Annotated in this window: 14 protein-coding genes; 13 read left to right on the top strand and 1 reads right to left on the bottom strand. The window is 71.3% G+C overall.

Annotated features, from left to right (window positions below; all coding sequences use genetic code 11):
* Nucleotides 1–60: 60 nt before the first annotated feature.
* From def (BLT64_RS10570) to BLT64_RS10540, 7 genes are all read left to right on the top strand, one after another.
* Entirely contained in the window at nucleotides 61–582 is a 522-nt protein-coding gene (def, locus tag BLT64_RS10570) for a peptide deformylase (protein ID WP_011746992.1), read from the top strand.
* The gene (locus tag BLT64_RS10565; protein WP_011746991.1) at nucleotides 575–1,132 is read left to right on the top strand and encodes a peptide deformylase; all 558 of its coding nucleotides are present in this window, start codon (nucleotides 575–577) and stop codon (nucleotides 1,130–1,132) included. Before def (BLT64_RS10570) ends, BLT64_RS10565 begins: the two co-directional genes overlap by 8 nt.
* A gap of 283 nt (nucleotides 1,133–1,415) precedes the next feature.
* Nucleotides 1,416–1,916: a peptide deformylase gene (gene def / locus BLT64_RS10560; protein WP_011746990.1), complete on the top strand. Its 501-nt coding sequence runs from the start codon at nucleotides 1,416–1,418 to the stop codon at nucleotides 1,914–1,916.
* 304 nt (nucleotides 1,917–2,220) lie between these two features.
* Nucleotides 2,221–3,858 (top strand): alpha/beta hydrolase, encoded by a 1,638-nt coding sequence (locus BLT64_RS10555; RefSeq protein WP_011746989.1) that lies wholly within the window; start codon nucleotides 2,221–2,223, stop codon nucleotides 3,856–3,858.
* Complete coding sequence (locus tag BLT64_RS10550; protein ID WP_011746988.1) at nucleotides 3,843–4,721, top strand: dienelactone hydrolase family protein; 879 nt, start codon at nucleotides 3,843–3,845, stop codon at nucleotides 4,719–4,721. The genes BLT64_RS10555 and BLT64_RS10550 overlap by 16 nt, the downstream gene beginning before the upstream one ends.
* A 26-nt stretch (nucleotides 4,722–4,747) precedes the next feature.
* The gene (gene fmt / locus BLT64_RS10545) at nucleotides 4,748–5,641 is read left to right on the top strand and encodes a methionyl-tRNA formyltransferase (protein WP_011746987.1); all 894 of its coding nucleotides are present in this window, start codon (nucleotides 4,748–4,750) and stop codon (nucleotides 5,639–5,641) included.
* A gap of 153 nt (nucleotides 5,642–5,794) precedes the next feature.
* A complete protein-coding gene (locus BLT64_RS10540) occupies nucleotides 5,795–6,343 on the top strand; it encodes an HdeD family acid-resistance protein (protein WP_011746986.1) in 549 nt (182 codons plus the stop codon).
* A gap of 39 nt (nucleotides 6,344–6,382) precedes the next feature.
* On the opposite strand, the gene hrpB is transcribed toward BLT64_RS10540, so the two are convergent.
* Complete coding sequence (gene hrpB, locus BLT64_RS10535; RefSeq protein WP_011746985.1) at nucleotides 6,383–8,791, bottom strand: ATP-dependent helicase HrpB; 2,409 nt, start codon at nucleotides 8,789–8,791, stop codon at nucleotides 6,383–6,385.
* A 98-nt stretch (nucleotides 8,792–8,889) separates the two neighbouring features.
* On the opposite strand from hrpB, the gene BLT64_RS10530 reads away from it, so the two are divergent.
* The 6 genes from BLT64_RS10530 (at nucleotide 8,890) to BLT64_RS10505 (ending at nucleotide 15,898) form a co-directional block, all read left to right on the top strand.
* A complete protein-coding gene (locus BLT64_RS10530; RefSeq protein WP_011746984.1) occupies nucleotides 8,890–10,257 on the top strand; it encodes a YcjX family GTP-binding protein in 1,368 nt (455 codons plus the stop codon).
* A 9-nt stretch (nucleotides 10,258–10,266) separates the two neighbouring features.
* Complete coding sequence (locus BLT64_RS10525; RefSeq protein ID WP_011746983.1) at nucleotides 10,267–11,376, top strand: YcjF family protein; 1,110 nt, start codon at nucleotides 10,267–10,269, stop codon at nucleotides 11,374–11,376.
* An 84-nt stretch (nucleotides 11,377–11,460) separates the two neighbouring features.
* The gene (gene pbpC, locus BLT64_RS10520) at nucleotides 11,461–13,512 is read left to right on the top strand and encodes a penicillin-binding protein 1C (RefSeq protein WP_011746982.1); all 2,052 of its coding nucleotides are present in this window, start codon (nucleotides 11,461–11,463) and stop codon (nucleotides 13,510–13,512) included.
* Between the two features lie 66 nt (nucleotides 13,513–13,578).
* Nucleotides 13,579–14,010 (top strand): alternative ribosome rescue aminoacyl-tRNA hydrolase ArfB, encoded by a 432-nt coding sequence (gene arfB, locus BLT64_RS10515; protein WP_011746981.1) that lies wholly within the window; start codon nucleotides 13,579–13,581, stop codon nucleotides 14,008–14,010.
* Entirely contained in the window at nucleotides 14,007–14,477 is a 471-nt protein-coding gene (locus BLT64_RS10510; protein WP_011746980.1) for an NUDIX hydrolase, read from the top strand. Before arfB ends, BLT64_RS10510 begins: the two co-directional genes overlap by 4 nt.
* A complete protein-coding gene (locus BLT64_RS10505; RefSeq protein ID WP_011746979.1) occupies nucleotides 14,474–15,898 on the top strand; it encodes an inorganic phosphate transporter in 1,425 nt (474 codons plus the stop codon). The genes BLT64_RS10510 and BLT64_RS10505 overlap by 4 nt, the downstream gene beginning before the upstream one ends.

Below are 15,898 nucleotides of genomic sequence, written 5' to 3'. Positions count from 1 at the left end.
TGTTCGCAGGCAGCATAGCGGCTTGTTGCGCAAGGCCAAGGCTTGCCCTAGATCACGGTCATGACATTGCGCAGCATCATCCTCCACCCCGATCCGCGGCTGAAGAAGATTTGCGAGCCCGTGGCCCGCATCACCCCCGAGATCGAGACGCTGGCCGCCGACATGCTGGCCACCATGTATGACGCGCCGGGCGTGGGCCTGGCCGCGCCGCAGGTGGGCGTGCTGTCGCGGCTTTATGTCATGGACTGCGAAAAGGACCCCGAGGCGCCGCGCAATCCGATCGTCATGGTCAACCCCGAGGTGACATGGACCTCGGAAGCGCTGAACACCTATGAGGAAGGCTGCCTGTCGATCCCCGAGCAATATGCCGACGTGACGCGCCCCGCCGAGGTCAGGGTGCGCTGGCTGGGCCTTGACGGCAAGACGCATGAGCGCGAATTCGAGGGGCTCTGGGCCACCTGCGCCCAGCACGAGATCGACCATCTCGACGGCAGGCTGTTCATCGACCATCTCGGCCCGATCAAGCGGCAGATGATCACCCGCAAGATGGTCAAGCTGAAGCGCGAGCGCGGCCGTGCCTGAGCCCCTGTCGGGCGAGGACGCCGCGCAGGCGCCCAAGGGGCCGGACCCCGCCGGGCTTGCCGCGCAGGGGCGCGTCCGCCCGATCCTGATCCATCCCGACCCGGCGCTGCGCGTCATCTGCGAGCCGGTCGGACGGCTGGGCTGGGACGAGATCGCCCGGCTTGCCGCCGATCTGCTGGCGACAATGTATGACGCAGGCGGCCGCGGCCTTGCCGCGCCGCAGATCGGCGAGGGCTGGCGCATCTTCGTCATGGACCACGGCTGGAAGGAAGGCACCCCCCTGCCCCGCGTGGTCATGGACCCCCAGATCGCACCCTTGGGCGGCGAGGTCGGGACCATGGAGGAAGCCTGCCTTTCGATCCCCGGCCGGCCGGTTTCGGTGACGCGGCCGGTCACCATTTCGATGCGCTGCTTCGATCTGACCGGCACGCTGCAACTCCTGACCCTGACCGGGATCGAGGCCCGCATCGCCCAGCACGAAACGGATCATCTCGACGGCCGGCTGATCCTCGACGCACCGAAGGGCCCGGAAGATTCCGACGCGCGTTAAGCCTGCCTTAGACTTTTCGCGCTAAGCCGGGGCAAATGCCCCTGCGAGGAGTTGTCGCTTGTCCGTCCTGTCTGCAATCCTGTGCTTTCTTGCCGGTCTTGGGCTGGGAAGGCTGCTGGCCCCTGTCCGCGCGCAGCGAAGGGATGATCCTTGCAATCCCGGGCCAGGCCAAGGCCCCGCGATCCATATGCGGCGCGATGGCAGGCGGGCGGAAAGCCCGGGCCGGATTTACCTTCATTCGCCACCGTGATAGCCGGGCGGGCATTCCTGACAAGGCCGCCCGATGACCGTCCGCCCCTTCCTGCCCTATGCCGACCGCCGGCTGCACCTGCCGGCCGAGCCGGTCCCCGCGATCACCGAGACCGTGCGGATGATCTGGGACGACATGATCGACACGATGGAGGCGATGCCGGGCGTCGGCCTGGCCGCTCCGCAGATCGGCATCATGCAGCGGCTGGCGGTGGTGGACGCCTCGGAAAAGCGCGGCCAGGCGGTGCGCATGGCCAATCCCGAGGTGCTGCATGCCAGCGTGCAATTGCGCGCCCATGAGGAGGCGAGCCCGAACCTGCCCGGCGTCTCGGCCCGGATCGAGCGGCCGCGCGCCGTCACCGTGCGCTTCCTGAACGCCGATGGCGAGATCGAGGAACGGGATTTCGTCGGCCTCTGGGCGACCTCGGTGCAGCATCAGATCGACCATCTGAACGGCCGGCTCTATGTCGATTACCTCTCGCCCCTGCGCCGCAAGATGCTGGTGGCGAAATCGGCCAAGTTCGCGCGGCGCTGAACCGGCCTCGCTCGCGGGATGCGGACCGCGCGAACGGCCCGCCCAAGGGCCGGATCGGTCGGTATGCCGGGGGCGGATACCCCCATGCCCGCGGCGGATGGGCTCCACGTATCGCTGACCGTGGCGATCGGCCTGATCCGAAGCCTTTTCTTTGCCGCGGCGGCCCCTTAACCTCGGCCGCGAACGGGGTGGAAGCGGGCCTTGCGGGTGGCCCATGGCCTTCCGCATCCCGCAGCCGATGCCCCGTTCTCGCTGAAACCCGCCCGCCGCTCGCGCGGGCATAGCCTCGGACGATAGGCCACAGATGTTTTCCGTGCTGCCCCTTCTTGCCGGCCTGTTGTTCCTTGCGGCCTCGCTCACCCCCTCGCTGATCCCGCGCGACTGGCTGATGCAGGGCGTGCTGGCCGGGGTCTCGATGGCGGCGGGCTATGTGATGACCCAGTTCCTGCTGGCGCTGTGGCGCGCGCTGGAGCTGCCGGTGATGAAGGGCCGGCCCGCGCGCATCGCCCATGCCGTTCTGGCCGTTCCTGTGCTGGTGCTGCTGGGTCGCGGGGTGATCCTGTCGGGCACCTGGCAGAACAGCATCCGCGCCCGCATGGGCATGCCGGACCTGGAGGTCAACAACACCGCCAAGATGCTGGCCCTGGCGCTGGCGGTGTTCCTGGTGCTGTTCGTGATCGGCAAGGCGATCCAGGCGCTGTTCGACCTGCTGCGGCTGCGGCTGGCGCGCTATATCCCGGTGCGCAGCGCCAATGTGCTGGGCCTGCTTCTGGCGGCGCTGATCGTGATCACGCTGACCCGCGACGGGGTGGTGAACTGGGCGATGCGCATCGCCGACAGCTCCTATGCCGCGGCCCAGCACCTGACCGACCCGAATGTCGCCCCGCCCGGCGAGCCGTGGCAATCGGGCTCGGTCGCGTCGGGCATCGACTGGGAGCTGATGGGCAAGCCGGGGCGCGACTTCGTGCTGGGCGGGCCGCGCGCCCGCGCCATCTCGGGCTTCACCGGCCGACCCGCCAGGGAGCCGCTGCGCATCTATGTCGGCCTGGCGCAGGACAAGGATCCCGACACCCGCGCCAAGGTGGCGCTGGACGAGATGCTGCGTGTGGGCGCCTTCGACCGCAAGGTGCTGGTGCTGGCAAGCCCGACCGGCACCGGCTGGATGGACCCGGCCAGCTACGATGCGCTGGAATACATGCATGGCGGCGACGTGGCGACGGTCGCGGTGCAATATTCCTATCTGCAAAGCCCGCTGGCCCTGATCTTCGAGACCGAAGCCGGCCTGGACCAGACCACGGCGCTGATGCGCGCGGTCTATGACCATTGGCGCCACCTGCCCCCGGATCGGCGGCCCCGGCTTTATCTGCACGGCATATCGCTGGGCGCCTGGTCGTCGATGTATGCCTTCAACCCGTTCCAGATGATGAACGAGCCGGTCGCCGGCGCCTTCTGGGTCGGACCGCCCTTCCCCTCGACGCTGTGGCGGCAGGCCAATGACGCGCGCCAGCCCGGCAGCCGCTTCGTCCTGCCCGAGCTGGATGAGGACGAGGTGATCCGCTATGCCAGCCAATACGCGCCGCCCGACCGCTCGGGCCGGGAATGGGGGCGGCTGCGCATCCTGTTCCTGCAATATGGCAGCGATCCCATCGTGTTCTACGACCCGGCCTCGCTGTGGCGGGCACCGGAATGGATGCGCGAGGCGCCGGCGCCCGATGTCTCGCCCCGGCTGCGCTTCACCCCGGTGGTGACGCAGCTGCAACTGGCGGTGGACATGCTGGTCTCGACCTCGGCTCCGCCGGGCTTCGGCCACACCTATCACGCCCGCGACTATATCGACGGCTGGGTCGCGGTCACCGCGCCCGAAGGCTGGACGGCGGCCGACACCGAACGGCTCAAGGCGATCTGCGGCCAGGACGGAAAGCTCGGATGCGCAAACGGCTGATCCTTTTGCTGGCGATGCTGGGGCTGGTGGCCCTGGCGCTGGGGCTGAACACGGCGCGCAACTACGCCGGCTGGCAGCCCGCGACCGACACCCCGGCCGAACGGCTGGCCCGGCTGGAGCCGCATTGGCGCCTCCTGCGGCCCGACGGCCCCGGCCCGCACCCCGCCGCGGTGCTGCTGTCGGGCTGCGACGGGGTGCATGACAACATGGACTATTGGGCCCGGCAATTCGTGGCCATGGGCCGGGCGGCGCTGATCCTCGACAGCCATGCGCCCCGGCTGCTGGACAAGGCGCAGGCCTGGCGCGCGCTCTGCGCCGGCCAGGTGCTGCCGGGGGCCGAGCGTGCCGGCGACCTGGCCGTGGCGCTGGCCGCGCTGCGCGGGATGCCGGGCATCGACGCCTCGGACGTGGCTCTGCTCGGCGCCTCGCATGGCGGCTGGACGGTGATGGAACTTCTGCGCCAACTCGGCGAGGACGAGCCGCCGCCGGGCCTGACCGCATGGCCCGCCCCGCCCGACAGCCTGGCCGCGCCGCTTGGTCCGGTCGTGCTGCTCTATCCCTATTGCGGCCTCTTGAACGGCGCGGCCAAGGGACCGTGGCCCGGCCATGTGCAGGGGCTGATGCTGCTGGCCGAGCTGGATTCGATCACCGATTCCGCCGATTGCCGCCAGATGGGCGAGGATCTGATTGCGCAGGGCGCCCGCCTGACCGTCACCACCTATCCCGGCATCAACCACGGCTTCGACCAGCGCGAGCGCTCGTCGCTCTCGCCGCTGGAATTCGACGCAAAGGCGCGGGCGCGGGCCACCCGCGACATCCGCGCCTTCATGCAGGGTTTTGCCGCGCCCGCGGCCGGGATATGAGGCCGCAAGGACAACGGAGGGCAGCGATGCGCGTCATCTTCATGGGCACACCCGATTTCTCGGTTCCCGCGCTGCGGGCCATCGCCGCGCGCCATCAGGTCGTCGCGGTCTATTCCCAGCCGCCGCGCGCGGCAGGGCGCGGGCAGAAGCCCCGCCCCTCGCCCGTCCATCGCGCCGCCGAGGAACTGGGCCTGCCCGTCCGCACGCCCGAGCGGCTGAAATCGCCGCAGGACCAAGGGGATTTCGCCGCGCTGCAAGCCGATGTGGCAGTGGTGGTGGCTTACGGCCTGATCCTGCCGCAGCCGGTGCTGGAGGCGCCGTGGCTGGGCTGCCTGAACATCCACGCCTCGCTTTTGCCGCGCTGGCGCGGCGCGGCGCCGATCCATCGGGCGATCATGGCCGGCGATGCGGAAACCGGCGTCGCCATCATGCAGATGGAGGCGGGGCTGGATACCGGCCCGGTCCTGGCCGAGGCGCGCACCACCATCGGCGCCGAGGACACCACCGCCGACCTGCACGACCGGCTGGCCGAGATGGGCGCGGCGCTGATCGTCGAGACGTTGCACCGCCTGCCCCTGCCCGCCGAACCGCAACCGGCCGAGGGCGTGACCTATGCGCAAAAGATCGACAAGGCCGAGGCGCGGATCGACTGGGGCCGACCGGCGGCGCAGGTGGACCGGCAGATCCGCGGCCTCTCGCCCTTTCCCGGCGCCTGGTGCCTGATCGGGGGCGAGCGGGTGAAACTGCTGCGCTCGCGCCTCGCCGCCGGTTCGGGTGCGCCGGGCCGGGTGCTGTCGGGCTTTACCATCGCCTGCGGCGAGGGTGCCGTCGAGGTGCTGGAGGCCCAGCGCGAGGGCAAGCGCCCGATGCCGGCGGCCGAGATCCTGCGCGGCATGGCCCTGCCCGATCGGCTCGATTGACGGCATTGTAGCAAATTCGCCACAAGTTTCGGTCGAGGGCAGGCGCGCAGGCCGTTCCGCTCAACCCCATGTTAACCTTTCCCTGCCAGACCGGATCCGAAGGCTTTTCGATCCGGCGATCCTGAAATGGGCCTGAAAAGGGAAACGACTATCATGGAAAACCTGATCCGTGTGATGGCCGATCATTGGTGGGTGCCGCTGCTCCGCGGCATCGCGGCGATCCTGTTCGGCCTGATGGCGCTGATCTGGCCGGGGCTGACCGTCTATGCCCTGCTGCTGGTCTTTGGCGTCTATGCGATCTTCGACGGGGTAATGTCGACCGTCGTGGCCTTCCGGCGCAAATCCTCGGACGACCGCTGGTGGGCCTGGGCTTTGGATGGCGCGCTGTCGATCCTCATCGGCCTGATGGCGCTGTTCTGGCCCGAGGCGACGGCGCTGGCCTTCATCATCTGGATGGCCGCCTGGGGCGTGGTCGCGGGCGTCTTTCGCATCATCGCCGCGATCCGGCTGCGGCACGAGATCGAGGGCGAATGGGCGCTTGGGCTCAGCGGGCTGTTGCTGGTGGCCTGGGGCGTGCTGCTGGCTCTGGTGCCGGCGGCCGGTCTGCTCAGCATCGCCTGGCTCATCGGGCTGTTCGCCCTGCTGATCGGCGTGGTGATGATCGTGCTGGCCTTCCGGCTGAAAGGCTTGCGGACCGCCTAGGCCGTGCGGCCGCATGAGTATTTGGAAACGGTGAAAGGGTCAGGTTCCGCGCGGCTTGGCCCTTGTGGTCGGGTCGGCCTCCAGCGGGTTTTCCGGCCAGGGATGGCGCGGATAGCGGCCGCGCATGTCCTTGCGGACCTCGCCATAGCCGCCCGCCCAGAAGCCCGGCAGGTCGGTCGTCACCGCGATGGGCTTGCCGCCGGGCGACAGCATGGTGATGCGCAGCGGCCGGCCGCCGACAACCGGATGCCGCGCCAGGCCGAAAAGCTCTTGCAGCTTCAGTTCGACCGAAGGCGTCTCGTGGTCGTAGTCGATAGGCACCTTGCGGCCCAGGGGCGTGACGAAATGCGCTGGCGTCGCCTGGTCCAGCCGGCGCTGGCCGTCCCAGCCGATGCGCGCCTTCAGCGCCTCGGTCAGATCCAGCGCACGCAGGTCGGCCAAGGTCCGCACCTTGCCCAGGTAAGGCAGCAGCCAGTTCGCGTCGGCAAGCAGGCTCGCGTCATCGACCGGACCCAATTCCGGGATCAGCGCCATCCGCGCCCGCAACCGCGCGGCGCCGGGGGTCCAGGTCAGCCCGTTGGCCCGCAGCCCTTCGAAGGCGGCGCGGGCTAGCGCCCGCGGGTCGGGATCGTTCAGCGCCCGGTCGGCCAGCGCCAGCGCGCCAAGGCGTTCCTGCCGGCGGGCAAGGATGCGGTTGTCGCGGCGGGACCATTCCACCACCTCGACGGTCTCGATACGGTCGGGGAACAGGGCGCGGATCTCGTCCTCATCGACGGCCACCGCCATGCGGATGCGGGCCTCTCGCGCATCGCCGTCAAGATCGGTCGCGACGATCAGCCGCTGCGCGGCCAAGGCGTCGCCTTCGGGCAGCACCGCGCCCTTGCCACCCGACAGAACGTGGCGCGGCTGGTCGCCCTTGCGGCGCAGCCCGATGCGGTCGGGATAGGCCAGCGCCGCCATGGCGCCAGGCGACAGGCCGACGCCCTCGTCCGCCATGCGGCGCAGGCGTTTTGCCTCGTCGCGGATGCGGTGCAGGACGCCGGGATTGACCGGCCAGGGGTAGCGGTCCTGATAGGCCCGCAGGTCGCGGATCGCCGCCAGCCGTAGGGCCAGGTCGGCGGGGGCGCCGGTCAGCGGGTCGCGCTCGGCCATCAGCGCCGCCAGATCGGCGGCGTCGCGCCCCGCCGTGACCAGCATATGCGCCAGCCGCGGATGCAGCGGCAGCGGCGCCAGCCGCCGGCCATGCGGGGTGATGCGGTTCTCCGCATCCAGCGCGCCCAGGTCGCGCAAAAGCGCCCGCGCCTCGGCCAGCGCGGCCTCGGGCGGCGGGGTCAGGAAGGCAAGGTCGCGCCCGTCCGAACCCCAGATCGCCAGTTCCAGCGCCAGCCCGGCAAGGTCGGCCACCGCGATCTCGGGCGGGGCGAAGGCCGGCAGCGCGCCTTCTTCGGCCCGCGCCCACATGCGATAGCAGATGCCCGGCGCGACGCGGCCCGCGCGGCCCCGGCGCTGCTCGGCCTCGGCGCGGCTGACGCGTTCGGTCACCAGCCGCGACATGCCCGAGCCGGGATCGAAGCGCGCCCGCCGCGCACGGCCGGCATCGACCACCACCCGCACCTCGGGAATGGTCAGCGAGGTCTCGGCGATCGAGGTCGCAAGCACGATCCGCCGTCGCCCGCCCGGGGGTTGCAGGGCCGCGCGCTGCGCCTTGAAATCCATGGCGCCGTAAAGCGGCAGCACCTCGGCATCCAGGTCCAGCATGGCCAGGACGCGGCGGATCTCGCCCTCGCCCGGCAGGAAGGCCAGGATGGTGCCGCCCGTCCCGCGCGTCGCCGCCTCGGCATCGGCGATCAGCCGCGCCGCCTCGGGGACCAGCCGGGCGCCCGCGGGCAGGGGCCGGTCCAGCCAGCGCGTCTCGACCGGAAAGGCGCGGCCTTCCGAGCGGATCACCGGGGCGCCGTCCATCAGCGCCGCGACCGGCTCGGCATCCAGCGTCGCCGACATCACCAGCAGCGCCAGGTCGGGGCGCAGCGCCGAGCGCGCTTCCCATGTCAGGGCCAGGCCCAGGTCGGCATTCAGGCTGCGCTCGTGGAATTCGTCGAAGATCACGCAGCCGATGCCCGAAAGCTCGGGGTCGGACTGGATCATGCGGGTCAGGATGCCCTCGGTCACCACCTCGATGCGGGTGCCCGCCACCGCCTCGCCGCGGATGCGATAGCCGACGGTCCGGCCCAGGGGCTCGCCCAGCGTCTCGGCCATGCGCTCGGCCGCGGCGCGGGCGGCAAGGCGGCGCGGCTCCAGCATGAGGATGCGGCCGGGGACCGCGGGCAGCAGCGCCAAGGGCACGCGGGTCGTCTTGCCCGCCCCCGGCGGCGCCATCAGCACGGCGCGGCCATGCGCGGCCAGCGCGGCGGTCAGTTCGGGCAATACGGCGTCGATGGGCAGCTGCATTCCCGCCTTATGGCAAAGCGTCGTCGGGGCGAAAAGGGCTGCCTCTACACATCCGCCGCCGGCCTGCCTATCTTGACCCGGCCAAAGCGAGGGACGGAATGGGTATCGCCGACGATCTGATGCAGGGCCTGGGAATGTCCGACCCGGTGATCCGGCTTGGGGTGACGGGGCTGTCGCGGGCCGGCAAGACCGTGTTCATCACCTCGCTGGTGGCGAATCTGCTGGATCGCGGGCGCATGGCGGCGCTGCGGGCCGCCGCTGACGGCTCGCTGAAGGCGGCGTGGTTGCAGCCGCAGCCCGACGACACCGTGCCGCGCTTCGACTACGAACGGCATCTGGCGGCGATGACCGGCCCCGACCCGCATTGGCCCGAGGGCACGCGCCATGTCAGCCAGCTGCGCCTGTCGCTGCGCATCCAGCCGCGCGGGCTGATCGCCGGCTGGCGCGGCCAGCAGGTGCTGCACCTGGACATCGTGGACTATCCGGGCGAATGGCTCCTGGACCTGCGGCTGATGGACAAGGATTTCGACCAATGGTCGCAAGAGGTGCTGGACCGCATGGCCGGCCGCCCCGGCGCCGAGGATTTCCGCATCGCGCTGGCCGCGACCGATCCCGCGCGCTTTGACGAAACCGCCGCGCAGGCGCTGGCCGAGGCCTATACCCGGCACCTGCATATGGCGCGCGAGGCGGGCTGGTCGGACTGCACCCCCGGCCGCTTCCTGATGCCGGGCGAACTCGACGGCTCGCCGGCGCTGACCTTCACGCCGCTGCCGCACGAGATGCGGGCGACGCCCTTGGGGCGCGAATTCGCGCGCCGCTTCGGAGCCTACAAGGCGCGGGTGGTGAAGCCGTTCTTTCGCGACCATTTCGCCCGCATCGACCGGCAGGTGGTGCTGATGGACGTGCTGGGCGCGATCCATGCCGGCCCGCCGGCGGTCGAGGACATGCGCCGCGCCATGGCCGACATCCTGACCGCCTTTCGCCCCGGCCGGGCCGGCTGGCTTGCGCAGTTGCTGGGTTCGCGCCGGGTGGGGCGCATCCTGTTCGCCGCGACCAAGGCCGACCATCTGCACCACATCCAGCATCCGCGCCTGACCGCGATCACCGCCGCCATGCTGCGCGAGGCCCGCGACCGCGCCGACTTCTCGGGCGCGCGGACCGAGGCCATGTCCATCGCCTCGCTGCGCACCACCACCGAAGAGATGATCCGGCAGGATGGCGAGGAACTGCCCGCCGTGCGCGGCACGCTGATGGACGGGCGGCAGGCGGCCTTCTATCCGGGCGAGCTGCCGGCCAATCCGGCCGAGCTGCTGGTCCCGGCAAGCCAGGGCGCGACGCGCTGGCTGGATGGCGATTATGCGATCATGGATTTCGCCCCGGCGCCCGGCACGCTGCGGCCGGGCGACGGGCCGCCGCATATCCGCCTGGACCGAGCGGCCGAGTTCCTGATCGGCGACAGGCTATAGGAGAGCGCCATGGCTGAACCTCCGAAACGGCGCGGGCCGGTGCTGATGGAAATGGGCGCGGAACCCCAGGCGCCGCGCTCCGAGCCCATGCCGGAGCCCCGCACCGACCAGCGCGACCGCAAGGCGCCGCGGGCCGAGTGGCGAGAGGGCGAACCCGCGCCCTCGCCCGCCGATGCGCCGATGATCGACGACGGGCTGGCCCCGCCGCTGCCGCAACCGCGCACCATGCAGCTTGTCGCGCGGCTGGTCGGGCGCGGGCCGTCGCGGCTGACGCGCTTCTTCATCAATACCGGCGTGGCGCTGTTCACCTTCCTTTTGTCGGTGGCGGCGCTGCGATATCTGACGGATCTGCTGAACAGCTATCCGCTGCTCGGCTGGATCGGCATCGCGCTGATGGTGCTGTTCTGCATCGCGGCGCTGGGGATGGCCTGGCGCGAATACCGCGCCTGGTCGCGCTTTGCCGCCATCGACGGCATCAACCGCGATGCCGGGGCGGCGCTGGCATCGGGCGACCTGAAGGCGGCGCAGCATGTGGTCGGGCGGATGGAGAGCCTTTACCGCGCCCGGCCGGAGCTGGAATGGGGCCTGACCCGGCTGCGCGAGCGCAAGGGCGACGCCTATGATGCCCAGACGCTGATCGCGCTGGCCGAGACCGAGTTGCTGGCGGCCCTGGACCAGCAGGCCCGGCGCGAGATCGAGGCCGCCGCCCGCACCGTCGCCGCCGCCACCGCACTGATCCCGCTGGCGCTGGCCGATGTGATCGCGGCCCTGGCGGCGAACCTGCGGATGATCCGCCGCATGGCCGAGATCTATGGCGGCCGCGCCGGCGCCGTGGGCGGCTGGCGGCTGGCGCGCACGGTGATGACGCATCTGATCGCCACCGGCGCGGTCGCGGCCGGGGACGACCTGATCCACACCGTCGCCGGGGGCGGGCTGCTGGCCAAGGTCTCGAAGCGCTTCGGCGAGGGTGTTGTGAACGGCGCGCTGACCGCCCGGGTCGGCATCGCGGCGATGGAGGTCTGCCGGCCCCTGCCCTTCATCCATCAGCCCCGGCCCAAGGTCGGCAACCTGATCGCCCGCGGGTTGAAGGGGCTGTTCGGCGAGGACGAGGCGAAGTAGGCGCGGATCGCGCGGTCGCATGAGTATTTGGGGAACGAAGAAGGTGAGGTTCTTTCCCGGCCGCATCTGGCGTATTGATCGGGCATGAGATCGCGCCGCTTCGCCCTGTCGCTGATGGCTGCCGTTCTGGTCCTGGGCATCGGGGCCGGGGCGCGGGATCGGTTCGACGATTGGGTCGATGCGACGGCGCTGCCGCGGCTGGAGGTGCCGGTGGGGGCCGAGGTCGTCGCGCGGGACGGCACCCTCTTGCGGGCGTTCCAGGTCGCGGACGGGCGCTGGCGGCTGGATGCGGGGCCGGTCGATCCGCTGTTTCTCGACATGCTCCTGCTGTGGGAGGACCGGCGGTTTCCGGGCCATTCCGGCATCGATGCACGGGCGCTGCTGCGCGCGGGCGTGCAGGCGCTGCGGCATGGCCGCGTGGTCTCGGGCGGCTCGACCCTGACCATGCAGGCCGCCCGGCTGATCGAGGACGGGCCGACCGGGCAATGGGCCGGCAAGGGGCGGCAGATGCGGTTGGCCCTGGCGCTGGAGCGGCGGCTGGGCAAGCGCGAGATCATGGAGCTTTACCTGCGCCTCGCCCCCTATGGCGCCAATGTCGAGGGCATCCGCGCCGCCAGCCTGCAATGGTTCGGCAAGGAGCCGCGGCGGCTGACGCCGGCGCAGGCCGCGCTGCTGGTTGCGCTGCCGCAATCGCCCGAGACGCGGCGGCCGGATCGTTTCCCCGAGAGGGCCACGGCCGCGCGCGACCGGGTGCTGGCGCGGGCGGCGCGGGCCGGGCTGATTTCGGATGCCGATGCGCGGGCGGCGATGGCCGAGCCGGTGCCGCGCGTTCGCCGGGCCTTTCCGGCGCTGGCGCCGCTGCTGGCCGCGCGGCTGGTGCGCGAGCATCCCGGCGCCTTGCGGATCGAGACCACCATCGATGCGCGCCTGCAGCGCCGGGCCGAGGAACTGGCCTCGCGCGCCGTGCGCGGCGCCGGGCGGCGGCTGTCGGCGGCGGTGGTGCTGGCAGATCACCGCAACGGCGAGATCCTGGCCGAGGTCGGCGCGGCGGACTGGACCGATGGCGCATCCGCCGGCTTCGTCGACATGGCGCGGGCCTGGCGCAGCCCCGGATCGACGTTGAAGCCCTTTGTCTACGGGCTGGCCTTCGACGACGGGCTGGCGCATCCCGAGACGCTGATCGAGGACCGGCCGACCGTCTTCGGCCGCTGGCAGCCGCAGAACTTCGACCATCATTTCCGCGGCACCGTCAGCCTGAAGAACGCGCTGATCTGGTCGCTGAACATCCCGGTGGTGAAGCTGGCCGATGCCGTGGGGCCGAACCGCGTCACGCAGGCGCTGCGCCGGGGCGGGGTGGAACTGCGCCTGCCCGGCGAGGTGCCGGGGCTGGCCGTCGTGCTGGGCGGTGCGGGCGTGACGCTGGAGGGGCTGGCCGAGGGCTATGCGGCGCTGGCCCGCGGCGGGCGGGGCATCACGCTGTCGGCCCTGCCGGGTGGGGGCGAGGAGCGGCCGGCGCCGATGTTCGGCCCGGTCGCCGCCTGGCAGGTCGGCAATATCCTCGGCCAGAACCCCGCCCCACAGGGCGTTCGGCAACGCGTGCTGGCCTACAAGACCGGCACCTCCTACGGGCATCGGGACGCGCTGGCGGTGGGGTTCGACGGCGCGCGGGTGGGCGCGGTCTGGCTGGGGCGGCCGGACGGGACGCCTGTGCCCGGCGCCTTTGGCGGCGATCTGGCGGCGCCGGTGCTGTTCGACCTGTTCGACGCGCTGCCCTCGGTTGCGCTGCCGCCGCCTCCGCCGCAGACGCTCACGCTGCCCAACAGCGCCCTGCCCCTGCCCTTGCGCCGCTTTGCCCCGGCGGGCACGGCCAGCGCCATGGCGGCCCGCCCCGCCGGCCCGGACGCGCTGCGCCTGACCTATCCGCCCGACGGCGCCGAGATCGACGCACGGGGACCGCTGACCGCCAAGGCGCGGGGCGGGCGCGGGCCATGGACCTTTCTTCTGAACGGCGCGCCCGCCGCCATCGCCCAGCCGCAGCCCCTGGCCAGCCTGCCCAATCCCGGTCCGGGCTTTGCCGAATTGACGGTGGTGGATGCGGATGGGGCCTCGGCGACTGCGGCAATCCGGCTGCACTGACGCAATTTGCGCGTTTCGTGATTCGCTTGATCTTTTCTTAACCGGGATTTGCGACATATTCGCACCATGCTGCGCATCAACGACCAGATCGCCATCGAGGAATGGGAACTGTCCGAACAGTTCACCCGGTCCCAGGGACCGGGCGGGCAGAACGTGAACAAGGTCGAGACGGCGGTCGAGCTGCGCTTCGAGGCCGAGCGTTCGCCGCATCTGGCCCCGCCGGTCAAGGCGCGGCTGAAGCGGCTGGCCGGGCGGCGCTGGACACAGGACGGCGCCGTGCTGATCCGGGCCGAGGAAACCCGCAGCCAGGCCCGCAACCGCGAGTTGGCGCGCGAACGGCTGGCCGAACTGATCCGCCAGGCGCTGGTGGCGCCGCGCAAGCGCATCCCGACCCGTCCGACGCTGGGCAGCCAGCGCCGCCGGCTGGCCGCCAAGACCCAGCGCGGCGAGGTCAAGGCGACGCGTGGCCGCATCCGCGATGCGGAGGACCCGGCATGATCATCGAGTTCCGCGAAAGGCTGGCGCGGCTGATCGGCCGCCGCCCGCCCGACATGCAGGTCGCCGCGCTGTGCCTGAACGAGACGACCGGCGACGTGCTGCTGGTGACCAGCCGCGGCACCGGGCGCTGGATCGTGCCCAAGGGCTGGCCCATGCCCGGCCGCAGCCTGGCCGACGCCGCCCGGCAGGAAGCATGGGAGGAAGCCGGCGTCGTCGGCCGCGTCACCGAGACCGAGATCGGCCGCTATCACTATGACAAGGACCAGGATCGCGGCTTCGCCATCCCGGTCGAGGTGCGGGTCTTTCCGCTTTACGTCGACAGGCTGGAACGGGAGTTCCCCGAGGCGCATGAGCGCAAGCGCCGCTGGTTCACCCCCGAGGACGCCGCCCGCATGGTCGCCGAGACCGGGCTGAAGCAGCTTCTGCGCCGCCTGCCCGCAGCCAAGCACCGGCCGGCGCCCGAATGAGGCGCGAACCCCGCGAATACCGCACGCTGGACAAGGATCTGAGCCGCGTCACCAATGCCGAGCGCGCAGGGCTGCATTCTGCGCGCCCGCTCATGCGGCTGGGACTGGCGCTGATCTTCATCGCCGCCGCCAGCTATGTTGGCACCGGCTTTCTGGCGGATCAGCCCGCCCTTGGCATCCTGGCGGCCAGCATCGCGGTCGCGGCCTATCTGGCGCTGTCGATCGGCGGCAACGACGTGGCGAACGCGCTGGGGCCGGCAGTGGGCGCGGGCGCCATCGGCATGACCGCCGGCCTGCTGCTGATGGCCGCGATGGAGGTGCTGGGCGCGGTCATCGCCGGCAGCGCGGTAACCGCCACGCTGACCGAGGGGCTGGTCGGCAGCACGCTGGGCGAGGGCGAGGCGACGGCGCGGATGATGCTGGCCGCGCTGCTGGCGGCGGGCAGCTGGATCAGCCTTGCCACATGGCTCGGCGCGCCGGTCAGCACCACGCATTCCGTGGTCGGCGCCATCGCCGGCGCAGGGATGGCGACCTTTGGCGCCGGCGCGGTGAACTGGCCGGCCATGGCGATGATCGCCTTTGGCTGGATCGCCTCGCCACTGGTCTCCGGCCTGATCGCGGCCGGGCTGATGGTGCTGCTGCGCATGCTCGTGCTGGATCGCGAGGATCGCATCGCCGCCGCCCGCACCTGGATGCCGGTGATCGTCGGGCTGGCCTCGGCCATGCTGGCGGGGGTGGCGGAACTGGCCTGGCACGGCTCGGGGCTGGCGGCGAATGCGGTGCTGGTGCTGGTCTGCGGCGGGCTCGGCTGGCTTTATACCCGGCGGCGCATCGACCGCCAGACGCGCGGCATGGGTGGCGGGCGTCTGGCGATGAAGCAGTTGCTGGCGGTGCCGCTGATTGCCGCGGCGCTGGTCATGGGCTTTGCCCATGGCGCCAACGACGTCTCGAACGTGGCGGCGCCCCTGACCATCATCCTCGACAGTCTGTCGGCGGGGGGCGACGACGACCTGCGCGCCCGGCTGGTGCTGCTTCTGGGCGGCCTTGGCATCGCGCTGGGTATCCTGCTGTTCGGGCGGCGGCTGGTGCATATGGTCGGCAGCCGCATCACCCGGCTGAACGCCTCGCGCGCGCTTTGCGTCTCGCTGGCGACGGCGGCGACGGTGCTGTGGGCCTCGCTGCTCGGGCTGCCGGTCTCGACCACGCATGTCGCGGTGGGCGGCGTGTTCGGCGTCGGCTTCTATCGCGAATGGCGCGACCGCCGGCTGGCGGCCAGCCACGCCCCCCTGCCCGCCGAGGAACGCCGCCGCCGCCATCTGGTGCGCCGATCCTACATGCGCATGATCCTGGGCGCCTGGCTGGTGACTGTGCCCGCCGCCGCCACGCTGGCCGCGGCGCTGGTCCGAATCGTCGGGCTCTAG

The organism is Paracoccus denitrificans (assembly GCF_900100045.1).
In the GTDB taxonomy this organism is placed as follows: Bacteria; Pseudomonadota; Alphaproteobacteria; order Rhodobacterales; family Rhodobacteraceae; genus Paracoccus; species Paracoccus denitrificans.
Note: the sequence above shows the minus strand (reverse complement) of the source record. Positions and strands in the feature narration are given on the sequence as shown.